Source organism: Vibrio sp. 10N.261.55.A10 (assembly GCF_041470825.1).
Lineage (GTDB): Bacteria > Pseudomonadota > Gammaproteobacteria > Enterobacterales > Vibrionaceae > Vibrio > Vibrio crassostreae_C.
Window position 1 is genome coordinate 75,088 of record NZ_JBFRNC010000035.1, and the last position, 21,798, is coordinate 96,885.

The following is a 21,798-nucleotide window of genomic DNA, read 5'->3' on the forward strand; positions in this document are numbered from 1 at the left end:
TTGTGCAGACCATAAAGGGCTTTAGTATAATTATCAATACAGGGTTAACCAGAAGTGGAGCATGGATGGATATCAATCATATTAAAGATAGAAATATCAGAAGTTGCGAATGCCGCTGTGGAGCAGTCAACCTAGTATGCCGAGGTGAACCTCAACGTACATCTGTCTGCCATTGCTATGAGTGTCAGAAACGCACCGGAAGTGTGTTCGGCGTTCAGGCTCGGTTCCCAATAGAACAAGTTACACTCAGCGGTGAAGTGACCTCTTTTTCACGCATCAGCGATACGGGTAATGAAGTCACCTATCAGTTTTGTCCCAAGTGTGGCACCACCATGCTTTTGCAGTCGGTTGCCGCCGCTGATTTTTATATCGTCCCGCTCGGATTATTTAAAGAGCAAGACTTCCCACTGCCGAGCTTTTCGGTTTATGAAGAACGCAAACACGGTTGGGTTAAGTTCGACCACCAAATGAGCCATTACAACTAGTTCGTCATTGAGCGTTATCTTTATCTCGTTATTGACCGTTATCTTTATATAGCAACAGTATTAAAACAAACTGCAATACTGTTGCCTAAGATCAAATATCAACGCTTCACAGCGCTAGCGTATCTTTTGTCTAGCGTTATAATCTTGCTCCTCTATTTAACCCAGGGTGAACCACATGATTTCTAAGTTACCTCGCTGGGTTGAATACGGCGCCCTTTTGTTAGCTGGTCTTGCTGGCAGTGTTAATGCTATCGGCTTACTTGGCTTCCAACATCAAGCTATCTCCCATATCTCCGGCACCATGTCTTTGCTAGGCAGTAGCCTGCTTACACCGACCTCGGCTTCTGTTCACCTCCTATTGGTGATCATGAGCTTCATGTTAGGTGCGGCGTTCAGCGGGTTCTTTATTGAAAACCAAGCATTGAAGTTAGGACGCCGTTACGGTGTTGCACTATGTATTGAGGGTGGATTGCTGTTTTTGGCGCTGTGGACACTGTTACAAGGCTATACTTCAGGTCAGTATTTCGCTTCAGCCGCGTGTGGTTTGCAGAACGCGATGATCACCACTTACAGCGGGGCGATCATTCGAACAACACACATGAGCGGGATCATTACCGATCTGGGGATCATGATTGGCGCTCGCTTAAAGGGGATGCCTTTTGACCGTCGTAAAGCCAAACTGCTGATGTTCATTGTGGTTGGCTTCCTGTTTGGCGGTTTAAGTGGCGCTTGCCTGTTCCAACGCTTCGAAATCTTGGCATTGGCTTTCCCTGCCTCTTTTGCTTTCATTATTGCGTTTAGCTACTGGTTATACTTGACCTATCGAACTGAAACTCCAATCAATTTATAAATATCTGGCAAAATAACCTCAAACTACGTAACATCCGCAACACTTTATTCTAAACTCTTAATACGTTGCAGAATAACCAGCATGAATATTTAGCGATATTTTATGAATAGTATTGCAAGCAATATTAATACTGGGTAATCTTGCACCCAATGAGAAAATACGGACGTTTAGTGAATAAAAATGCCAAGGATGTGGCTTTTTTACGTGTAGAAATTCGAGAACAATAACATGTCTAACAACACGAATACTGCTCAAACAGAGAAATCTAAAGGCAGTTTCTGGGTTTTCTTAATCCCATCATTGATTGGTTTATTCCTTTTCATGGCGCCAATCAGCTATCAAGGTGATCTAACCATCCCTGTAGCTATCTTAGCCAAATCAATTCAAGCGGTTTTCGGTGAATATCTAGTCCCTATCATCACTGCGATCGTTGCTTTCATGTCTGTAGCTTCAGTTTTAAGCACCATTTTTAAGCCTACATTCATTACATCAAATTCATTTTTAAACGGCCTTTTCAACCCATCTCCACTGTGGTTGCTGGTTCGTTTAATTGGTGGTGCTGCAGCCGTTATGGCTTTTTTCCAAGTTGGCCCTGAGGTTATTTGGGAAGAAAATACTGGTGGTCTGGTTCTAGAAGGCCTGCTTCCGACACTGTTCTCAGTATTCATCTTTGCTGGTTTGCTACTTCCGCTTCTACTTAACTTTGGTCTACTAGAGCTGTTTGGCACGCTACTAAGTAAAATCATGCGTCCAATCTTCAACCTACCAGGCCGCAGTGCTATTGACTGTATGGCTTCTTGGTTGGGTGACGGCAGTGTTGGTATCCTGCTTACAAGCAAACAGTACGAGAAGAAATTCTACACTCAGCGTGAAGCTGCGGTTGTTGGTACGACTTTCTCAGCAGTATCTATCACATTCAGTCTTGTGGTTATTGCTCAGGTAGAACTAGAGCACCTGTTCCTACCTTTCTACGCAGCAATCTGTTTAGCGGGTATTGTGGCAGCGGTGATCATCCCTCGCCTTCCACCACTAAGCATGAAGAAAGATACTTTCATTGATGGCAGCAAGCCGCACAAAGACGCTGACGCGATCCCAGCAGGTCACTCAACGTTCTCTTGGGGTCTTGAGCTAGCGGTAAATAAAGCATCTCAAGTAAAGTCGGCTAAATCTGTATTTGGCGAAGGCGTTCGTAACGCCGTAGATATGGTATTTGGCGTACTGCCTGTTGTTATGGGTTTAGGTACAATGGCACTGGTTATTGCGGAATACACGTCTGTGTTCTCAATCCTAGGTCAGCCTTTCATTCCATTCCTAGAGCTACTTGGTGTTCCTGAAGCGGTTGCAGCATCCGAAACGATTGTTGTTGGTTTTGCGGATATGTTTATTCCAGCAATCCTTGCGGCTTCTATCGACAACGAGATGACTCGCTTTGTTATTGCAGCAATGTCGGTAACTCAGCTGATCTACATGTCTGAAGTGGGCGCTCTGCTTCTAGGCAGTAAGATTCCAGTGAACATCTTAGAACTGTTTATTATCTTTATTCTACGTACGTTAATTACGCTTCCAGTTATCGCTGGTGTAGCGCATCTAATATTCTAAATTAGATACTACTTATGTAACTCAATAAAGATTCAGTTTATAAAGCCTCACTTTTGTGGGGCTTTTTATTAGCACAAATATATACACAGCATTATTTAGAGTTCAATCAATTTATAAGTTCTGTATATCACTTGATTTCATATCATTTATTCAACCCACCTCTTGTTAATAGAAAACTGAACGCATAATCGTCAAATTAATACATTCTTAATCCCTCCTTAAACTCTGTCTAGCCCCATTCCCCAACTCATTGAACCAAATACTAAAAGTAACAAATATGTGATTTAGTGAATTTTGTATCGTTTAGGTTGTTGTGTTTTTGTAGTCTATTTTGTGAAATTACATTCAAGTAAAACCCAATCTAGTCGATATATATAATTACAAAAACACGATTAACTTTAGTCTTCGCAAAGCCTGTGAGAAGGGGAAAACTCAATGAAATTTAGCCATAAGGTGGTTGCTGCATCATCAGCCTTGCTGCTAGTGACAGTATCATTGCTTTCAATACAACAACTTTACACTGTAAGAAGTGCAGTAGAAAACCACGTCAATGCGAGCCTGAAAGAGATGGTCTCGGGCGTGAAAAATACCGTCGTATCGGAGATGAACGCCAAGAAAGCGTTGGCTCAATCGACGACTGAAGTCATCGAGATCAACCCTGAAGATCGCGCTTACGTTAAAGAAATCTTAGAAAAGCCAAAGCTTAAAAACAGCTTCCTAGCGGTTGGTTTTGGTTATGAAGCAAACGGTTTCGTTATTGAAAATGATGATGGTTGGGATGCCGGTCCAGACTACGACCCACGAATTCGTCCTTGGTACATTGATGCTAAATCCAAAAACAGTTTAGTTGTTACCGCTCCTTATGTGGATGCATCAAGTAAGAAAGTCATCATATCAGTAGGTACTCCAGTTAAAGACAACGGCCGCTTTACTGCGGGTATGTTCTACGACCTAGAATTGACGAACCTTGCTACCTTGGTCAACCAAGTGAACTTGTTTGATGCGGGTTACCTGTTCCTAGTAACAGCCGACGGCACCACGATTGCTCACCCAAATGCGAAAAACAACGGTGAAACGCTATCAAGCTACATGCCACAAGCGACTATTCGTGAAGGCTCTCAAGAAATTGAAGTCGACGGCAAAATGTTCCTAGTTAATTTCACCCACATCCCTAGTGAAGATTGGTATATAGGTGCAATCCTCGATGAAGAGATCGCGTTCCAAACCGTTGAAGAATTGAAGAACAGCTCAATGATCTACTCGTTGATTGCAGTTATTCTCAGCATCATTGCACTGACTGTTCTGATTCGTGTGTTAATGCGTCCACTGGATGCGCTTAACCAAGCCATTCAAGATGTGGCGAGCGGTCAAGGTGATTTAACTAAGCGCCTAGATACCAACACAGACCAAGAGTTCTCTGACCTAGCGAAAGGTTTCAACACCTTTACTGAAAACCTGCAAAATCAGATCATTCAATCGAAAGCGATTGGTGTTGAAATTAAGCGTGGTACTGAAATCACGGTTAAAGGTGCAGGCGAATCAGCGAAAGCGATGAATACCCAACTGGAAGAGCTTGAACAGTTAGCGACTGCAATGAACGAGATGGCGGTTACTGCAACTGAAGTTGCAAACAATGCTCAAGGCGCAGCAGCGGCAGCCCGTGAAGCAGACGAAGCAACGCTAGACGGCACATCTGTCGTAAGTGACACCACTCAAGCGATTGATAACCTTTCAGCACGTATCGACCAAGCGGTTGCCGAAGTACAAGTACTTGAATCAGCAACAGCCAACATCGAAACAATTCTAAAAGTAATCAACGATATTGCAGACCAAACCAACCTACTGGCATTGAATGCGGCTATTGAAGCGGCGCGTGCTGGTGAATCAGGCCGTGGTTTCGCAGTCGTTGCCGATGAAGTTCGTACTCTGGCACAACGTACTCAAGAATCAACTACGGAAATCCGCAACATGATCGAGCAGCTCCAAACGGGTGCAAGCTCAGTATCGAACGCGATGAACCAAAGTAAAGACACAGCCACTGATGCCGTTGAACGCGCTCAGCAAGCGAACTCTTCACTTGACCGTATCCGTGACGCGATTCAACGCATCTCAGATATGAACATCCAGATTGCTTCAGCGGCAGAAGAGCAGAGCTTAGTAGCGGAAGAGATCAATAACAACACTGTTAAGATCAAAGACCTTTCAACACAAGTATCAACAGCGGCCCAAGAAGCGAATACCGCAATGCAGCAGCAAACTGACAATGTTCGCCAACAAGACGAGCTATTGAATAAGTTTACGGTTTAACCAAGGTTTGGCTCAGTTGCCGTTTGGCTGAGTCGCCATTTGGTTTAGTTACCGAGCAATAGCTTAAAATAAAAAGCCCCGCTTACTGATTGCCAGTAAGCGGGGCTTCTCTTTCTAGTCTATCCAAGTTAACTCGTGACAGGCTTCAATTCATTCGTCGTTAACATCATGCATTGGTTCGATTCCACCTTGATGGTTAAATCCTTACCAACACATTCAAACACATCATCCGACAGTAAATCGGTTACCGCACCAGTCCAATTTAATGAGGCTGTTTTGCTTCGCTTCGACTTGTTGATCACCACAATGCCTTTGTCGCCGCGGACAAATACCAGCAAATCATCATTCGCTTCAACCACACGCATCGCTTCGCCATGAACATGATTATGGAATTGAATCATGCTTTTCATGTAAGGCGCTTGCCAATCGTTAAGCCAACGAGGCTGACCGCTCTTGTCCAGAATACCGCTGGTGCTCAGTTCACTGTAAACAAGCGGCACACCGCCGTCTCGACCAAGAATGAAAGCATGAGCCAATCGCTCATCCACTTCATCCATCACATGCTCCAAAAACACCTCGTTATTGGGAATATCATGAGTGACCGCAAACGTGATCGCTCGCATATTCGACAGAGCCTGACCAAAACAGTATGGGTTAATCAAAGACTTAAAACTGCCCTGCTCTTCAAATGCTTTGAAGATGGTGTTGAACAACGGGAAATCGTAAGCGCCTAAGCGAGTGTGTTTAAGATAAGGCTCAAGGAACAGCTCATACTCTTCTTCTGTCGCGCCGCCATCGGTAATGATCTCACCGAAGATGTGCATTTCTTCGCAGATGTCATCAGTCCACACCTTACGTAGGTGTGCCAGTGTCATATGCTTTGCCGCATCAATGCGAAATCCTTTCACACCAATCGCTTTCAAGGCTTTTAGATACGCTCGCTGTTGCGCAACCACATTATCGTTATCCAACAGCGTTGGCAGGCCAGGATCGCTAGCGCCACCGGTAATACGTCCGTTTTGCACTTCCCAAGTGTCTTTCCAGTTCTTGATACCAAACGCTTCCACGAAGTCGTTTTCATCAAATAAAGGCTTAGAAAGATCACCAAACAAGCGGATCGATTCGTAATAGTCAGCATCTTTTTGATAAGACGTCATGTCTTGCTGGTTGGGGTACGTTAAATCGCCGCGGATGCCCGATTCGTTGGCCATGTGGTTAAACACGACGTCTACATAGGTACGAAGCCCATGTTGCTTTAACGTGTCGACCATCGCTTTAAAATCTTGTGTGTCACCCAACTGATTATCAATCACACGATAGTCTTGCGGCTGATAGCGTTGCCACCATTGAGTACCAGAATCTCGATCGCAGCCTTTAGGACCACGTAATGACTTCATTGCTGGTGAAACTAAAACAGATTTATAACCCAACTCTTGGATCAGTGGGGCGTTCTTCATTACGTCAGCGTAGCACCAGTCAAAGGCATGCAATATGACATCTGTCGCTGGGTTGCTTAACATAGCTGAACTCTCCATGGTGTTCTCCTACCAAACTCGTTTACAGCTTTCTAGATAAAGGCAAAGGCTAAAAGGCAAAGCTGCATAAATTTCCTTAAGAATGGCATTTATTATATGAGTTACTCATTAAAAACCCTCCTCCTCCCAACGATTAGTCACGGCGGATAGTTAAGGGCGTAGCGCTAATTATCGCATAACGTCTGGGATGAACACTCAACCGTATTGCTTTAAAACGCGCAAAAAAGTCACAAAAAAGGAGCGTATATACGCTCCTTTTATTCCATCTAACACATATCTTACACTAGGTTCTGTAGAGAACCTTAACTACGTGCCAACCGAATTTAGTTTTTACAAGATGTGGTACAAGCGTCTCGCCAGAGAAACAAACCTTATCAAACTGAGGCACCATTTGACCTTTCTTGAACTCGCCAAGGTCGCCGCCCTTTTTACCAGATGGACAGGTTGAATGTTTCTTCGCTAGCGTTTGAAATTTAGCGCCCTTTTTAAGCTGCGTCATGATGTCTTCTGCTAGTTCTTTATGCTTCACCAGAATATGAAGTGCTGCTGCTGTTCTTGCCATGATAATTCTCAGTTTGTTGCTGTCTGCTTGTCGACTTACTATCGACAGCGAGTATTTAGCGTGATTTTAACCCAAGAAACACCATTCTTCACTCTATAACCGAAAACAACCGCCTTAAAGCCCCTAAAAACAGTAGAGTTACTTGCCGCGACTGCTATTTCCCTTTAAATTATTCTTTATAAATTAAGCGTGTAGTAAATAGGAGCCAATTATGGCCAAACCGATCAGTAAAGCGAGTCAGTCACAGGGAATGTTGATGTTCAAATTGTCCCTCACTCAAAGTTTTGCGATTGGCACGCTTAAAGTCAGGGAAATCGTTCCTTTTCAACCGATGACCCAAATCCCCTACTCTCATCACCATGTGATTGGCACCGTGACCATTCGCGATCTCACGGTTCCTGTGATTGATATGTCTGCCGCGATTGGCTTTCGCCCAATCACCCCTGCTGAATATAACGACTGTGTACTCATCGTGACCGACTGCTTAAGAACGGTCGTTGCATTCTTGGTTCGCTCAATCGATAAAATCATTGAATGTGATTGGAAGAGTATTGAATCACCACCAGCGAGTGTCGGTCGCAATGTATTTGTGACGGGCATTACTCGCTTTGAAGATCGTATCGTGCAAATGCTCGATGTCGAACTACTGCTTTCTAAGATCTACCCAGCTTATGAGAATGCGCACATCCCAATGCTGACCGATGTGGAAAGGGAACGCCTCAAAGCGTTGAACATCTTATTGGTGGATGACTCTTTGATTGCGCGTAAACAGTTATCAGATGCCTTAGACAGCATCAACATCCCTTACAGCATTTGTAACAACGGCTTAGATGCCATCGACCTGATGCGACGCCAAGCCAGCGCTGGCAATGCCATTGATCTTCTGGTGAGTGATATCGAGATGCCGGGATTAGATGGTTATGAGCTTGCATTTGAAGTGCAAAACGACAGCGCTTTAAGTCACGCTTACTGTATTTTGCATACCTCACTATCCAGTGAGATCTGTGTTGACCGTGCCAATCAGGTGGGGGCGCATGAAGCTCTTGAGAAGTTCAACGCGGGTGAATTAATCGAAGCTATGCTACGCGGTGCAAAAGTCTTAAACGGCGCCTCTACGGCTGCTTAGGCTCTGTTTTAGAAGCTAAACCTAGCATAGTGCTCAATGGTTTAGCTTCTTAGTCTCTTCTTTCTTCAAATCTTAATAAGAATAGAGCTAACCGTTAGTCTTTGTTTTCTGGCATAGACTTTTTCGGCATAGAGTAGCTCTTACTCACAAATTCCACTTCCTCGACTTCATTCACATGATTGGTAAAAGAGGCCAATGCATAGAGAGTGTTCGCGACTAGGTTGGCGTATTTAAAAAGAATCGGGTCTGGCGACTTTTTGCTTTCATGATGTTCAATACTCACCAAAGCTCGCACAACTTTCTTAGCCTGACAACGACACAAGTGAAGTTCACTAGACACTCGGTGTCCACCGGGTAAGACAAAGCCTTTAACCCCCCCTTCTAACTGCTCACGGATACGATGATAATCTTGCTTGAGCTCGACCAATTCAGACTCGGTGATGGCAAGCTTACCGCGCACAGAGCCATTCAAATGGTAGATGTTTGGCTGCAAGCGTTGCAGGATCTCACGAACCTGAGGCTCTAGCTCTAAAGACAACACCAATCCAACTCGGCAACAAAGTTCATCCGACAAAATCTCAAAATCACAGATAGGACTGTCTTCATAAATAAACGGGTAACAGAACTCGTCCCAATCTCGACTTACTGGTTTCACGTACCGATCCTTACACATAAATAGTCATCAAACGTCAATATACCAAACTCTTTGATTTAGACATAAAAAAGCCCTCACATTGGAGGGCTCCTGAAGAAATCGGTTAAACGAGATTACTCGTTAGATACTTTTTTGTGGCCTTCTTGTAGGTGAACGAAGTCCACCAGATCGTCGCCTGACACTTGGTATGCTTGACCAAAGCCTTTAACGAACAGGCCGTTCTCAGCTTTAAGGTTAAACAGAGAGAAGTCTTGAAGTTGGCTCAAACCATCAATGATTTCACCAAAACGCTCTTGCATCTGGCCAATCACTTGAGTCCAAAGTTCCGTTTCACGCTCCACAACACTTGCTTGAGCATCAAACGTTAAACGCTTACGTGCGTAAAGCTGCTTCGAGCTCTCTTCGTCTTCAATCATCATCAAAGATACCTGAGGGTTCGCTTTCAAGTTACGAGCATGACGAGCAATATCAGAAATTAGAACAAAGTAACCTTCTTGGTTCTGAACGAACGGTGCGTAACTTACGTTCGGGCGACCTTCTTCATCAACCGTTGCAAGTTGAAGGGTACGGCGCTCTTGGCGAAACTCTTTAATTTCTGGACCTAGGCGACCTTGTAGACGTTCTTGTTTTACTTGCTGTTCCATGGGTAATTCCTTTCTTCACTTTCTCTGATTTATTATTTTTGCCCAAGGTTGAGCGATCATAAGCGAACTAAACGATCCTCGAGCATTGATGTCTTGTTTAAGCCAGTTGGCAACCCTATGTAAGATTGCTGCTGATTATTTACTGTAAATTGAACTTAAGCTTGTTCTTTTAGCGCTTTGAAGCGCTCTACTTGGTCGGCAATAAGCTCACGCTTTTCGTTGCGGCCTAGGTAAATCTTAAAAATGTTCTCACCGGTTTCACTGAAGAAACCGAAGTAATGACTTTCACGACCCATGAACGCCTTGCTCACCAAACCGATATGTTTAACGTTATCCAGTTTTAGGTGGCCATGAAGCTCGCCTTCTTTGCCCATCAGGTTGTAGTAACCACGCGCTACTTTACCTTTCGGGAATGGCGCTTTTACTTCAAAGATAGAACCAAATGAATGCACGATAGTGGTCACAGGGCCCCAACCCACTAAACCTTCTAGAATCTCTTGAGCACGGCTGCCATCTAGCATTACCGCCATATCGTTTGGAAAAGCAGCAACCACTTCAACCTCTGAAACACCTAGCTTCTCAGCAATTGCTGTTGGCAGTAGTTTTGGCTCTTCTTCTAAAATTAGAGCTACGCGTTGTTCTAGAGTTTCTGTCATTTCTAATGTTGTATCTGTCATTGAATATGTTCCGTATAAACGAGTAAGTTATAAACTAAAAATTCGATATTAAGCGTGCTTCAAACTTGCATGCGGGTGTACGCCCGAACCTGACGCTTTAGGCGCTGGGTGCATAGCTTGGTATTCAGCGTTAAGCACTTGAATCACACTCTGCGCTAGGCTTACCGCCCAAAAGCTGCCAGCAATAGTCAGGCTCAGATAATCTTCCGAAAGCTCAACTAAACCGTTCTTTTCCCAATGCGCGAACAAAGGCTTGAGGTAGTCGAACGTATCTTGCCCCATAAATCTCGGTAGCGTACTTCTTCTAACAACACCAGAATCGAAACCTGCCTTTAATGTCGAGAAGGTCGGCTCTAGTGAGCTTTGCTTCGTCATCATGGCAATCGGTAACTGACCTTGCTTAATAGACTCCATGTAGCTGTCTAAAGTTCGATGTTGCATCACACCATGACCGCCAATGTTGCCTCCAGCACCACAACCAATGGGAAGCACTTCGGCATAGGTTTTCGCTAAGCTGTTGTAAATGCTGCGTTCGCGGTTATCGCGAGTCCAGTGATTCACACTCAGTTGCTTGACCTTGTGCTTGGCCATGAATTCAACACCCGCCAAGTACATGCTCGCCTTATCAGGCGTATTGGCCGGCGGTGGGATTTTTCCTTTCTCAACAAGATTAAGCATAGGTGCATTGCCCGCAACGATCAGTTGGTAGAGGTCAATACCGTGTGCGCCAGTAGACATGTAGTCTTCTAAATCTTGTTGGAACACTTCCATAGATTGGTGTGGTAATCCGTATAACAGATCAAGAACGATTGGCGCTTGCTCGGTGCGGCTTAGTGAACTGATACGTTCTAGCACAACCTCTCGGTCATCTAGGCGCTTAGCACTACGTCGAACCTGAGTATTGAAACTTTGAATACCGAACGAGAAACGATTGAAGCCACCTTCAAGCGCACGATCAAACATCTCGTCACCAAATCGATTGATGCGCCCTTCCAATGTCATCTCAACATCGTTTGCTAGTGGGAAATATTGACGAATCGCTTTACCCAGCTGCTCAACTTGTTGAGACGACAAATCGGTGGGAGTTCCGCCACCAATATAGACGGCGTGAAATAGTCCAGACTGAGCCCAAGGTGTTTTGGCTTTCTGCTTTAGCTCGACCATCAGTGCATCGAAATACTCATCCACTAATTTACGGCTTGCGGCATTTTGGAAGAAATTGCAGAACGTACAACGCACACGACAGAAAGGAATGTGGATATACAAGCAACGCGTATCCTGTTTTTTCCCTTCACTCAGCATCAGTTCGTCAAAGAGTTCTAACTTCTTACTGGGGTCGACCGGAATTGAACTTCCTCCGGCGTGTGCAGAATGCTTTTTCGCAAACGCAAAACGAAGCGGATCAGGGCTAGAAATGCCCAAGATTGATTCGTCAAATTTATAAATATTAAGACTCATATAATCTCTCTAAACACTTACATAGCAAAGTCTGGAAGACTATTCGCTAAAAACTGAGAGAATCATAAATACACGTAAATGATAATGCAATTGATAATTGATCTTATTTAGATTCTAAGCAATAATCCGATACAGAATTTTGATTTGGTAAAGGATTGATTGTGAACGTTCCTAGATATGTTATTGCAGGCGGTGCATCGTTAGTGATTCATGCCGCGTTGTTGTTTGTCGCTCAAGAATCCAAAGTATTTGCGATGCCTGCAGGTAGCCAATCGAACACGGTATCGATCAACTTCACTCCTAAGAGCGTTCCTTCACAAGCTCAGCAAAAAACAATCACAGAGCCAGTTAAACCTGAGCCAATAAAAGAAACCGTCTCACAAGCCGAACCAAAAACGGTTGAGCCAAAGCAAGCTAAGCCAACCCCAAAGAAAAAAGCGATCACCAATAAACCTCAACCAAAGAAAGTTGAGAAAAAAGTGATTGAGCAAAAGGTTGTCGAGAAGAAGCCGGTTCAAAAGAAACCAGTAACTGAGAAAAAGGTAGTTAAGAAAGAACGCCCAAAACCAGCCACTCAACCAGAGAAACTGGCCGACAAGAAAGTCGATAAGAATATGGACGAGTCTGCCAACCAGCCTCAGGAAGTAAATCAAGGCGTATCAAACCAAGAGCCGGTTTTGGTCACTAAACCTTCGTTCTCTGCGCGTCCTACCCCACCGAATTACCCTCGCCAAGCAAGACGCCGTGGCGTTGAGGGTGTCGCAACGTATGAGATCTGGCTAGACGCTGAAGGCAAACAAATTAAACAAGCATTAGTAAATTCATCAGGCGCGCTAATGCTCGATAACGCCGCATTAGATGCCATTAAACAATGGAAATTCTCACCTCACACTGTCAATGGTCGAGCGATTGCTCACCGAGTACAAATACCTGTTCGTTTTAGGTTGGATTAATCATGCAACAAATCAGTTACTTACAAGATCAACTTGGCTTAATGACTTGGCCTCTTCTTATCTGCTCAGCATTAACAGCAATGATCATCGCTGAACGTGTCTTCCAAGTCATGTTCAGCATTGGTGTGGGCAAACGTGCTATTCGTCGTGAGCTTAACCAAATTTCACCAACCAACAGTAAAGAGATTGAAGCGCTTGCTCAGTCGATTTCAGGTAAACGCCCGCTACTGTACAAGGGCGTGTCAATGTTGCTTGCTCACCACTCTTTCTCAAAAGGGCTACGTGAAGATGCTGCTGGAATCTGGCTACAAGAAAAACGCCACCAGCTTCATGCCGGTTTAAGACTGCTTGGTTTGATCGGCGTGATAAGCCCACTCATCGGCTTGCTTGGTACGGTACTTGGTCTTATTGAGATGTTTAAAGGCGTTGCCGCGACAACAGGCAGCATCACGCCTAATGATTTGGCAGATGGTCTTGGATTAGCAATGCGAACCACAGCAGCAGGTTTAATGATTGCGCTTCCAGCTATTTCTGGTGCTCAGCTACTCGGGCTATGGGCCGATCGAGTGCTAGCTCAATTGGAGCATACATTGAACTATGTGAATGTGTGGTTAGAAGGCATGTCGATTCAAACCAATCAGTCAGATGATACTCAAGGTAAGCCTGTCAACAAAACCTCTATCGGTGATGTGAGCCAAGCATGATTAAAACGCCCCACTCATCTCACACACAGAGCCTAGCGCCGGACTTAACACCGCTGCTCGACATCATTTTTATCGTGATGGTTTTTCTATTGCTTACGGCATCGGTAAAGCTGGAATCGCTAGAAGTTGAGCTGCCAAGCTCGGATGTTAAAAACGCTTCTGAAGTCCACAAGGATTCAATTAGCGTCAATATTTTAGACCGCGAACCCTACTGGGCAATTAACGGCCAAGAATACATCGACTGGGAAAACTTCAAGATTGCGCTGTTAGAAGAGACTGGTTCAACGGATAAAAAACCGATCATCATTGGCGCAGATAAAGCCGCTAACGTGGAGAACCTAGTGAAGTTGCTTTCATTCCTTCAAGAAAACGGAATACCAGCGACTCAATTGCTCACGGACGATGGCTAGAGCGACACTCAATTTTCACGAGGTTTGGCTTCTGGTTGATAAAACTAAACAAGCAGACTAAGCCTCTCTATCGATTCGAACTCACAATGCGAACGGACTGCTCACTGAGTATCTTCGCGATACAAAAAGAAAATATAAAGAACTTATTATGAACAACTTAAACGTGCTCAATAAATTAAAGACCAAGACACCTCTTCTTTCATTAGCTGCAATCAGCCTGGCACTTAGCGCACCCGCAATGGCCAACGACGCTGAACAACCTCGAATCATCAGTGCTGGTAGTGCCGTTACTGAATTGGTTTTGGCATTAGGTGCCGAAGAGCAGTTAGTCGCGATTGATGTGACCAGCCACTTCCCTCAAGGAGAAAACCTGCCAAAGATTGGTTATCACCGAAACCTGTCTGCTGAAGGTCTACTCGCCCTAGAGCCAACCACATTGATTGGCTCGGATGAAATGGGACCAGACAACGCTATCTCTCAATTAAAATCGGCAGGCGTCGATGTAGAGATTGTTAACACTGAAGCAAACGTGGAAGGGCTATTAAAGCGTATCGACCAAATCGCAAAGATCACCCATACCGAAGACCACTCGCAGCAAGTGAAAACCGATGTGAATCAAAAGATCGCAGCACTGAAAGCGAACCAAGTACCAAGCAACGAAGCGAAGAAAGTTCTATTCCTGTTGCTGCATGAAGGTCGCCCTGCCAACGTTGCTGGCGGTGAAACATCACCAAACGCAATCATCGAGTTAGCTGGCGGTATCAACCCTGCCGCTCAGAGCTTAACGTCTTACAAGCCACTGTCGATGGAATCACTGGTAGAAATGCAGCCAGATGTGATTTTAGTCAGTGGTCGTAGCTACCAAAAAATGGGCGGTGCTGATGCCATCCTGAAATCGCTACCTATGTTAGCGGCAACGCCTGCAGGTATGAACAAGCAAATCATTACCGTAAATGGCAGTGCTTTGGTTGGCGGGCTTGGCCTAGAAAGCCTCTCTGAAGCAAAGCGTCTAAACGCACTTATCTACCCGCTATAACTCAACCACCCTATTTCTGCTATCGCTAATTCGCTTCCCTCACCAACTGACTCACGCTGTTGTTGAAGGAGGTCGAAGTTAGCGATAGATATTGAGGCCCTTTATGTTGTTACGCTCCGTCCCACTGAAAACGTCGATGTTAGCTCTAGGTGCAACCCTAGCTTTTGTCGCGCTGTACTCGATCACTGTTGGGCCAATGAACATTAGCTTAGCTGACAGCGCAGCGAGCTTAATTAAACCAAACAATGACTTAGCACCTCACATCAACTTAGTGATTCAAGAGATCCGCTTACCTAGAACCATCTTGTGCATGCTGATTGGTGCGATCCTCGCCTTGTGTGGTGCAGTGATGCAGGGTTTGTTTCGAAACCCACTTGCAGAACCTGGCATCATAGGCGTATCTGCTGGTGCGGCGCTAGGTGCAGCACTGGCCATCGTGCTTTTCTCTGAGCTATCGCTTCAATACCCTGCTTTCATGAACTTTGCTGCAGTTCCTGTGTTCGCTTTTCTTGGTGGCGCTTTAACAACACTGTTGGTGTATAAGCTGGGCACGGGTAAATTCGGCACCTCTGTCACCATCATGTTGTTGGCGGGTGTGGCGATCAGTGCGCTCTCTGGCGCTGGTATTGGCTTCTTGAATTTCATTGCTGATGACCAAATGCTGCGCGATCTTTCATTGTGGTCGATGGGTTCATTGGCGGGCGCTAAGTGGTCAGGGATTTTGCTGGCAGCTGTCACGCTCGTTGGCTTGTTTGTTGTTTTCTACCGACAAGCAATGTCATTGAATGCTTTGCTACTAGGCGAGTCAGAAGCACAACACCTTGGCATCCCAGTACAAAAGCTGAAACGAAAGCTGATTCTACTGACGGCTGCAGGCGTTGGTATCACGGTTAGCCTGTCTGGCATGATTGGTTTTATTGGATTGGTTATCCCACATTTAGGTCGCATGTTGGCAGGCCCTGACCACCGAGTTCTGTTGCCACTATCAGCGGTACTAGGCGCACTGCTGCTAACCGCCGCAGACATGTTCTCACGTGTGGTACTTGCTCCGGCTGAACTTCCTGTTGGTATTGTCACTGCGATTATCGGCGCCCCATTCTTCTTATATCTACTATTTCAACAGAAAGGGAGAATCCTTTAATGTTTCCTTCAGCTTTAAAAGCGACCGATATCGAAGTGAAGTTCGGCAGTAAAGTGATATTAGATGGCGTTTCTATTGAGATTGAAGCGGGAAAGGTAACCACACTGCTTGGGCCAAATGGCGCAGGTAAAAGCACGCTGCTTAAAGCTTTGTGCCAAGAGATATCAAGCAACGGCGATATCCAGTATTTTGGACACAGTAAAGACAAGTGGCCTTCTCAAAAGTTAGCGAAGCACCTTGCTATGCTTCCTCAACACAGCACATTGACCTTCCCATTCTTGGCACATGAAGTTGTCGAGCTTGGTGGGATTCCTCTGCAAGAATCCAACAAGAAGCTGACCAGCATTGCTAGCCAAAAAATGGATGTTGCTGATGTGACTCACCTGAGTGAAAGACTTTATCCTTCGCTATCAGGCGGTGAAAAGCAGCGAGTGCACTTGGCTCGAGTGTTAACTCAGCTTCACCACTCTGGTGACCAATGTATTTTGATGCTTGATGAACCAACCTCTGCACTGGATCTTGCCCACCAGCACAACACCTTAAAGATTGCGAGAGAATTAGCCGATAACCACAATGCCGCGGTTATCGTGGTTTTGCATGATCTCAACTTAGCCGCGCAGTATTCCGATCGATTGGTGGTATTGAAAGATGGCAATTTGGTGTGTGATGGCAAGCCTTGGGATGCACTGAAACCTTCGATGATAGAAGATGTGTATGGTTACAAAAGTATCGTAGAAAAACACCCAACCATGAGCTTCCCTCAGGTTCACCCCGCACAATAAGTCCGATTAAGGAGCGACTCGTTTTGAGTATTCGTTCTTGATAACAATGACGTAATCCTAAGCCTCGATTTGTTCGGGGCTTTTTATTGGCTCACAGCCACTCTCTCGGCTTAAACTCAATTTTATTAACAACCACAACAGCAAGCACCAAAACGACTCACCTTGAGCATTTGAGGCTCTAGAAATGAACTCTACTTGTTAGGGTTACTTAGCTTTTAACACTGAAGAGAAAAACAAGCCGCGGGCGTAAGCATATAAAAAGAAAAGAAATAACATCATTCAGCAAACAGCAACATCGGTGTGGGATTGAGAGAAAAACGCACAAGAAGTGAAACGGCAGGCACAAAAAAAGCCCCCGCAGGAGCTTCTTTTATTGAGTGCTGATTATTGGCTCATACGAATCAATGATTTACCAATCAACCACTCTAGTTCTTTACCGCTAGTATCGCCAAACTGAGTTTCAGTCAGCTTGTATAGACGATCAATACCGTTTGCAGCGAACTCATGTGCGCTCTCAGCAGTAACGATATGATGGAAAAGTAAACGTAAGATTGCTAGGAACTCAGCGTCTTCAAGTGCTGCAACCCAGCTAGCTGAAAATGCGTCAAGGCCATTTTCGAAGTCAATGTGTTCCATGAACATCTTGAAAATACGACCGTCTAGAGCAGCAGTAAAATCCGTTTTCTTTGGAAAGTGATGACTTATACCTGTACGAGAAACACCCGTTTGTTGACTCAACGTCGTGTATGACATCTTGTCGTAACCCAATCTTAGTAGCTGGTCTACAACGGCATCCATGATTTTCTGGATCGTGATTTCTGTATCTTCTTTACTACGCTTTGGCATATTCAGGCTCTTCTCTTTGTAAATCCATCTAACTCAATCAAATGAAGTCAGAATGAAAATCGTTATCAGCATTATGTGAGCAAGGTATTTTTTCGCAAGTATTTATAACTAAATTCACACAAATACTATGTACGAACAATTTTACAGTGATGCCTCTTTGGACACTTTGTCTAATTATTCTTCGAAAATCACCTTACAATCCTAAGTCGATAAGTTTAAATAACTACTTAGAATATGAAATACCCAACGAAAAATTCATTGTATAAATACCTATCAAGCGATAGATAGTCTTATAAAATCATTTCTGGCGCAACTAAGTGAATGATATTCTGACATATTAATAACATTCCTTTTCAACAAAACGTGAGGTAAATCACATACATATTTGGCGGCGCGAATGTAGATATTCATCAAACACCTTAACAAACAACATAGCATACCAGTATAAATTAGTTCAAAGGTTTTAATTTTTGTAGATACAGTTCAAATTGCTCGTTAGAATAACCTCAGACTTTGTAAGAGGATTATTTATGAGCCAAGATATTGGTAACAACGATGTATGTGAGGCTTGCGGCTGTGCAGGCGAAATCGGGTTCATCATTAAAGAAGGCGACGATGTTGCTGAAGTAACGGTTTACGGAAACTCAAAAGCACTGATTGAAGCTGAGTTTGCTAAGTATGTTGAACTTGCTAAACAAGTGTCTAGCAACGTTGAGTTCGAAGCATCAGAGATGACTGAAGAAAGCACAGAGTTGCACGCTCGCTTTAAATTTGAAGTTAGCGCTGAGAAGATTATTTTTGAACTTAAGACTCGCTCTCTAGCGCGCTAATATAAGCATTTATATGCTTATTAAAAGACGAGTGAATTACTCGTCTTTTTTTAATTGAACCCAAGCCAGTGACCCATTTTGCTCAAAATCGTTTTCTGCAGCGCACTGAATCACTACGCCCCCCACCTCTAACACTGCCCCAATGCTATAAGCCTTGTCATCGTAATAACAAACTCGTTGCTGTTGACCGCCTTGTGTCACCACCACCGCAGCTTTACCGGGCGTTGAAATTACTTTGTTGGCACTCGCAGACATTGAGCCAAACACTGAAGCGGCTATCAGAAAGACCTTAATAATTCGTATATTTACTCTAATCATTAATTTACCTATCATCTTTGCTCCATTCCTCATTAATCTACCGCCAAATGGGTAAAACACTATGCGAGATTAATTTTTCCATTATAGTGTAAGCGTCTATCGTAATAAGAAGCCTGTTATGCTCAGAATAATTGCACTTATTATTGGTTCCTTAACCATAACAAATGTCAGTGCTGAACCACTCGATCACTATCAAATATTGAACCATCTCGATAATTACGGAAACTTATATCTACGAAATAAGCCTTATACATCACTTCCAACTGGCTTGGTCGTAGATGGTAATCTCAATATAGAGAATACTGCGATCACACGCCTACCCAAAGGGTTAGAAGTGAACGGCAGCCTTAAAGGCTCTAACAGCCAACTCGCTCGAGTCCCGAGCGGGGTTAAGATAAAAGGTTACGTCGACTTGATTGGCAGCCAAATCACCAGCTGGCCAAGAGGTGTAAGAGTGGGCGGCTTTATCAACCTCACCGACACTCCACTGGAAAGGCTACCGAATGGCTTTAGAGTAAAAGGCGATCTGAGCGTGATCCGCACTCCTTTAACCGAGTTACCCAACGGGATCGTGATTGACGGCGACCTTTATATAGGCGGTTCTGGGATTACAACATTCCCCGAGACCATGACAGTCAAAGGCAACATCTATCTGGGCGGTAACACCGTAACCAAATGGCCAACCAATCTAGATCTCGGTGGTGCAGTCGCTCGCTAATTCAGGCTAATGCTCTAATGCTCTAATGCTCTAATGCTCTAATGCTCTAATACGTTAATGCTCGATCGCAGCAACAAATGGTGATTCAGAAACAAAAAAGGAGCCCAAGGCTCCTTTTTCAATTCAATCAAGTTGCTAATCAACTAGCAAGCTAACTAACGTTCGTTAACCAATGTTCTTCACTGGGTTGGCGTAGCTATCGATCAAGTACTGACGCGCACCTTGTGGCAGGCTCGACAGTTTAGCTTCAAACTCTTGTTTAACGGCCGCTGTAATCGACTCATCTTCTTTTTCTGCTGCCAGCAAGTTTACTGGGAACAGTTTGTAGTTATCGTGGATCTGACGATCGATCTCTTCAGCAAGCGCTTCAGGGGTATCAAAATCTTGGTCGATAACCTGACCGAAGCCAACGTGAACGCGTCCTTTATTACCGATGATGCCTTGAATGATACTTTCGATATCTTCAAACTCACCCTTTTCGTAACTGCCGTTTACGTCTTTTTCGAAAAGCTCTATCGCTTTAGCCGTGTCACATGGGTCGTTCTCGTAAGAAATAGCCACAGGAACAATCTTCAATGACTTCACGTATTCAGGGAAAGCAATTTTTTGCTTACGTCCTTCAACGTGGAACATTTTCAAAATTGCTGGCTCAGTAAAATCGTTACCGTCTTTCGCACGACCTTCCTTTTGAGCGATCCAGATTGAGTTGCCCGTTTCTAGAGAGTGCTTAATGTAAGAAGACAACTGCCCTAGCGCTTTCATCATCTCACGCGGTCCTTTCAAAGAACGCTTTACGATGAAGCTCTTATTTAAACGCATCAATTCAGTCGCACATGGCTTTTTCAACAGGTTGTCTCCGATAGCGATACGACAAGTCTGATGATTATTTTGATGCAGAGCGTAATTTACCAACGCAGGATCCATAGCAATGTCACGATGGTTTGATACAAACAGATAAGCTTGGTTCGCATCCAGTGACTCGATACCAGTGTACGTCACACCGCTAGTGGTTTTCGCTAACGTGTCGCGTAAGTACTTTTTCACTTCAATCTGAATGGATTCAACGCTAGTCAGCTTGCTCCATTTCATTTTTAAGTACACACGCAAAATCGGGCTCATTAATGCTTTGAACCAAGACGCATGGTTTGAAAAACGGTAGTGCAAGATTGCACTGATAAATTCTTCATCATTAATAAGACGGTTTAGTGCCGCTGGAATTTCATCATCGCCGTAAGGGCGAATATCAACATATGGATCGGTTGGAGAGGTCATTTTTTAATTCATATAATAAAAAGCTGGCTCATTCTACGCGTTGTTTTGACTTCTCGCAGCTACAGAGCCCATACTTTTGACAAGGTCAGACCAGAAACATTGAAAATCCCCTGTTATTGTTGGCATTCTTTAAGATTAACGGTAATCTTGACGCCCCAAAATTAAGGTACTATCTATGAACTTCGCTATTGAATATACATCGGCTTACTTTTCACACTTGGTGATCACACCACGCAAGAAAGTACTTAAACATAGCCTTGTATCGGTTCAAAGTGGCTTGGTTTTGATTAAGTTAGGCAAACAAGAGTATGCCGTTGAACCAGGACAAAGCGTCTGGATTCCATACGACTGCCTAACGTCACTGACCTACTTTCCAAACACTCAGGTTAACCGTGTCGATTTTTCTGTTCGTTTGACGGATTCATTCCCAAGACAAGCGGGTTACATCACGCAAACGAACCTCTCTTCGGCACTACTAGAAAAGCTAGAACAAACCAAAGCTCGCGCTTCTAATGCCAATAATACGGAACAAGCGTTTAAAGATATGCTTTCTGTATTGAAGCAAGAAGTGTTGTCGTTTAAACCCCTGCTTTGCGAAAGTGCTCTTTCTCAGCGATTCAATCAATGGAACATTGATGACTCAAACTTGCCACAAGAGCACACTCTGGTGATGGTGATGCGAGAAGCGAAGAAGCGCATGCAGTCAGGTCAAAAACGTTCACTTGTGATTGATGATCTGTTCTCAGGTAAAGAAGAAGAGTTCGAGCAACTGTGTATGCTTGTTTTTGGTGAAGATTTATAGCTTGGCGGAAAGTGAGTGCTGGTATTAAAACTCGCAAGCCAGATACTAAAAAGCCGCAAAAACTGAGTTTTTGAACTGACCCCCAATA

Annotated in this window: 23 protein-coding genes; 14 read left to right on the forward strand and 9 right to left on the reverse strand. The window is 44.2% G+C overall.

Annotation, left to right across the window (positions count from 1 at the left end; genetic code table 11):
- Positions 1–2: 2 nt before the first annotated feature.
- The 4 genes from AB4274_RS12425 to AB4274_RS12440 all read left to right on the forward strand — a co-directional run bounded on the left by AB4274_RS12425 (position 3) and on the right by AB4274_RS12440 (position 5,241).
- On the forward strand, positions 3–485 hold the full coding sequence (locus tag AB4274_RS12425) for a GFA family protein (RefSeq protein ID WP_170926836.1): 483 nt from the start codon (positions 3–5) through the stop codon (positions 483–485).
- A gap of 175 nt (positions 486–660) precedes the next feature.
- Positions 661–1,335, forward strand: a complete 675-nt coding sequence (locus AB4274_RS12430) for a YoaK family protein (RefSeq protein WP_104216194.1) — start codon at positions 661–663, stop codon at positions 1,333–1,335.
- A gap of 228 nt (positions 1,336–1,563) precedes the next feature.
- Positions 1,564–2,934, forward strand: coding sequence for a YjiH family protein (locus AB4274_RS12435; protein WP_017064319.1), 1,371 nt, complete (start codon positions 1,564–1,566; stop codon positions 2,932–2,934).
- A gap of 435 nt (positions 2,935–3,369) precedes the next feature.
- Entirely contained in the window at positions 3,370–5,241 is a 1,872-nt protein-coding gene (locus tag AB4274_RS12440; RefSeq protein ID WP_372112158.1) for a methyl-accepting chemotaxis protein, read from the forward strand.
- A 128-nt stretch (positions 5,242–5,369) separates the two neighbouring features.
- Here AB4274_RS12440 and AB4274_RS12445 read toward each other — a convergent pair whose 3' ends face one another.
- Both AB4274_RS12445 and ppiC read right to left on the reverse strand, forming a co-directional pair.
- Positions 5,370–6,776, reverse strand: coding sequence for an alpha-amylase family glycosyl hydrolase (locus tag AB4274_RS12445; protein WP_137001453.1), 1,407 nt, complete (start codon positions 6,774–6,776; stop codon positions 5,370–5,372).
- 283 nt (positions 6,777–7,059) lie between these two features.
- A complete protein-coding gene (gene ppiC, locus AB4274_RS12450) occupies positions 7,060–7,380 on the reverse strand; it encodes a peptidylprolyl isomerase PpiC (RefSeq protein WP_017630085.1) in 321 nt (106 codons plus the stop codon).
- 169 nt (positions 7,381–7,549) lie between these two features.
- Here ppiC and AB4274_RS12455 point away from each other — a divergent pair, with 169 nt between their 5' ends.
- Positions 7,550–8,464, forward strand: a complete 915-nt coding sequence (locus AB4274_RS12455; RefSeq protein WP_137001454.1) for a chemotaxis protein — start codon at positions 7,550–7,552, stop codon at positions 8,462–8,464.
- 94 nt (positions 8,465–8,558) lie between these two features.
- Here AB4274_RS12455 and AB4274_RS12460 read toward each other — a convergent pair whose 3' ends face one another.
- From AB4274_RS12460 to hutW, 4 genes are all read right to left on the reverse strand, one after another.
- The gene (locus tag AB4274_RS12460) at positions 8,559–9,119 is read right to left on the reverse strand and encodes an ATP:cob(I)alamin adenosyltransferase (RefSeq protein ID WP_017062752.1); all 561 of its coding nucleotides are present in this window, start codon (positions 9,117–9,119) and stop codon (positions 8,559–8,561) included.
- 113 nt (positions 9,120–9,232) lie between these two features.
- Positions 9,233–9,763, reverse strand: a complete 531-nt coding sequence (gene hutZ / locus AB4274_RS12465; protein ID WP_004731858.1) for a heme utilization protein HutZ — start codon at positions 9,761–9,763, stop codon at positions 9,233–9,235.
- 155 nt (positions 9,764–9,918) lie between these two features.
- Positions 9,919–10,440 (reverse strand): heme utilization cystosolic carrier protein HutX, encoded by a 522-nt coding sequence (gene hutX / locus AB4274_RS12470; protein WP_016784265.1) that lies wholly within the window; start codon positions 10,438–10,440, stop codon positions 9,919–9,921.
- A gap of 48 nt (positions 10,441–10,488) precedes the next feature.
- Positions 10,489–11,898, reverse strand: a complete 1,410-nt coding sequence (gene hutW / locus AB4274_RS12475; protein ID WP_372112161.1) for a heme anaerobic degradation radical SAM methyltransferase ChuW/HutW — start codon at positions 11,896–11,898, stop codon at positions 10,489–10,491.
- Positions 11,899–12,059: 161 nt separating this feature from the next.
- Between hutW and AB4274_RS12480 the strand changes: the two genes are divergently transcribed.
- From AB4274_RS12480 to AB4274_RS12505, 6 genes are all read left to right on the forward strand, one after another.
- Positions 12,060–12,851 (forward strand): energy transducer TonB, encoded by a 792-nt coding sequence (locus tag AB4274_RS12480; RefSeq protein WP_017062754.1) that lies wholly within the window; start codon positions 12,060–12,062, stop codon positions 12,849–12,851.
- Positions 12,852–12,853: 2 nt separating this feature from the next.
- Positions 12,854–13,555 carry a MotA/TolQ/ExbB proton channel family protein gene (locus AB4274_RS12485; RefSeq protein WP_102321338.1) on the forward strand — a complete coding sequence of 234 codons (702 nt, stop codon included), beginning with the start codon at positions 12,854–12,856 and terminating at the stop codon, positions 13,553–13,555.
- Entirely contained in the window at positions 13,552–13,965 is a 414-nt protein-coding gene (locus AB4274_RS12490; RefSeq protein WP_102321337.1) for a biopolymer transporter ExbD, read from the forward strand. Before AB4274_RS12485 ends, AB4274_RS12490 begins: the two co-directional genes overlap by 4 nt.
- A gap of 148 nt (positions 13,966–14,113) precedes the next feature.
- Positions 14,114–15,001 carry a hemin ABC transporter substrate-binding protein gene (locus AB4274_RS12495; protein WP_017062757.1) on the forward strand — a complete coding sequence of 296 codons (888 nt, stop codon included), beginning with the start codon at positions 14,114–14,116 and terminating at the stop codon, positions 14,999–15,001.
- 103 nt (positions 15,002–15,104) lie between these two features.
- Positions 15,105–16,142: a FecCD family ABC transporter permease gene (locus AB4274_RS12500; protein ID WP_372082829.1), complete on the forward strand. Its 1,038-nt coding sequence runs from the start codon at positions 15,105–15,107 to the stop codon at positions 16,140–16,142.
- Complete coding sequence (locus AB4274_RS12505; protein ID WP_017062759.1) at positions 16,142–16,924, forward strand: heme ABC transporter ATP-binding protein; 783 nt, start codon at positions 16,142–16,144, stop codon at positions 16,922–16,924. The genes AB4274_RS12500 and AB4274_RS12505 overlap by 1 nt, the downstream gene beginning before the upstream one ends.
- 384 nt (positions 16,925–17,308) lie before the next feature.
- Here the strand turns inward: AB4274_RS12505 and AB4274_RS12510 are convergent, their stop codons facing one another.
- A complete protein-coding gene (locus AB4274_RS12510) occupies positions 17,309–17,770 on the reverse strand; it encodes a TetR/AcrR family transcriptional regulator (RefSeq protein ID WP_004731875.1) in 462 nt (153 codons plus the stop codon).
- Positions 17,771–18,300: 530 nt separating this feature from the next.
- On the opposite strand from AB4274_RS12510, the gene AB4274_RS12515 reads away from it, so the two are divergent.
- On the forward strand, positions 18,301–18,600 hold the full coding sequence (locus AB4274_RS12515; RefSeq protein ID WP_017062761.1) for a YfcZ/YiiS family protein: 300 nt from the start codon (positions 18,301–18,303) through the stop codon (positions 18,598–18,600).
- Positions 18,601–18,636: 36 nt separating this feature from the next.
- Here AB4274_RS12515 and AB4274_RS12520 read toward each other — a convergent pair whose 3' ends face one another.
- Entirely contained in the window at positions 18,637–18,933 is a 297-nt protein-coding gene (locus AB4274_RS12520) for a YnjH family protein (RefSeq protein WP_017067955.1), read from the reverse strand.
- A 103-nt stretch (positions 18,934–19,036) separates the two neighbouring features.
- On the opposite strand from AB4274_RS12520, the gene AB4274_RS12525 reads away from it, so the two are divergent.
- Entirely contained in the window at positions 19,037–19,636 is a 600-nt protein-coding gene (locus tag AB4274_RS12525; RefSeq protein WP_017062763.1) for a hypothetical protein, read from the forward strand.
- A 165-nt stretch (positions 19,637–19,801) separates the two neighbouring features.
- Here the strand turns inward: AB4274_RS12525 and AB4274_RS12530 are convergent, their stop codons facing one another.
- On the reverse strand, positions 19,802–20,908 hold the full coding sequence (locus tag AB4274_RS12530) for a 1-acyl-sn-glycerol-3-phosphate acyltransferase (RefSeq protein ID WP_137001459.1): 1,107 nt from the start codon (positions 20,906–20,908) through the stop codon (positions 19,802–19,804).
- 175 nt (positions 20,909–21,083) lie between these two features.
- Here AB4274_RS12530 and AB4274_RS12535 point away from each other — a divergent pair, with 175 nt between their 5' ends.
- Positions 21,084–21,710: a hypothetical protein gene (locus AB4274_RS12535; protein ID WP_017064307.1), complete on the forward strand. Its 627-nt coding sequence runs from the start codon at positions 21,084–21,086 to the stop codon at positions 21,708–21,710.
- Positions 21,711–21,798 lie beyond the last annotated feature (88 nt).

Coding starts and splice junctions, on each gene's coding strand:
- AB4274_RS12430 (WP_104216194.1), top strand. CDS start 661: ATGATTTCTAAGTTACCTCGCTGGGTTGAATACGGCGCCCTTTTGTTA.
- AB4274_RS12435 (WP_017064319.1), top strand. CDS start 1,564: ATGTCTAACAACACGAATACTGCTCAAACAGAGAAATCTAAAGGCAGT.
- AB4274_RS12440 (WP_372112158.1), top strand. CDS start 3,370: ATGAAATTTAGCCATAAGGTGGTTGCTGCATCATCAGCCTTGCTGCTA.
- AB4274_RS12445 (WP_137001453.1), bottom strand. CDS start 6,776: ATGGAGAGTTCAGCTATGTTAAGCAACCCAGCGACAGATGTCATATTG.
- AB4274_RS12455 (WP_137001454.1), top strand. CDS start 7,550: ATGGCCAAACCGATCAGTAAAGCGAGTCAGTCACAGGGAATGTTGATG.
- hutZ (WP_004731858.1), bottom strand. CDS start 9,763: ATGGAACAGCAAGTAAAACAAGAACGTCTACAAGGTCGCCTAGGTCCA.
- hutX (WP_016784265.1), bottom strand. CDS start 10,440: ATGACAGATACAACATTAGAAATGACAGAAACTCTAGAACAACGCGTA.
- hutW (WP_372112161.1), bottom strand. CDS start 11,898: ATGAGTCTTAATATTTATAAATTTGACGAATCAATCTTGGGCATTTCT.
- AB4274_RS12485 (WP_102321338.1), top strand. CDS start 12,854: ATGCAACAAATCAGTTACTTACAAGATCAACTTGGCTTAATGACTTGG.
- AB4274_RS12490 (WP_102321337.1), top strand. CDS start 13,552: ATGATTAAAACGCCCCACTCATCTCACACACAGAGCCTAGCGCCGGAC.
- AB4274_RS12495 (WP_017062757.1), top strand. CDS start 14,114: ATGAACAACTTAAACGTGCTCAATAAATTAAAGACCAAGACACCTCTT.
- AB4274_RS12500 (WP_372082829.1), top strand. CDS start 15,105: ATGTTGTTACGCTCCGTCCCACTGAAAACGTCGATGTTAGCTCTAGGT.
- AB4274_RS12505 (WP_017062759.1), top strand. CDS start 16,142: ATGTTTCCTTCAGCTTTAAAAGCGACCGATATCGAAGTGAAGTTCGGC.
- AB4274_RS12510 (WP_004731875.1), bottom strand. CDS start 17,770: ATGCCAAAGCGTAGTAAAGAAGATACAGAAATCACGATCCAGAAAATC.
- AB4274_RS12515 (WP_017062761.1), top strand. CDS start 18,301: ATGAGCCAAGATATTGGTAACAACGATGTATGTGAGGCTTGCGGCTGT.
- AB4274_RS12520 (WP_017067955.1), bottom strand. CDS start 18,933: ATGATAGGTAAATTAATGATTAGAGTAAATATACGAATTATTAAGGTC.
- AB4274_RS12525 (WP_017062763.1), top strand. CDS start 19,037: ATGCTCAGAATAATTGCACTTATTATTGGTTCCTTAACCATAACAAAT.
- AB4274_RS12530 (WP_137001459.1), bottom strand. CDS start 20,908: ATGACCTCTCCAACCGATCCATATGTTGATATTCGCCCTTACGGCGAT.
- AB4274_RS12535 (WP_017064307.1), top strand. CDS start 21,084: ATGAACTTCGCTATTGAATATACATCGGCTTACTTTTCACACTTGGTG.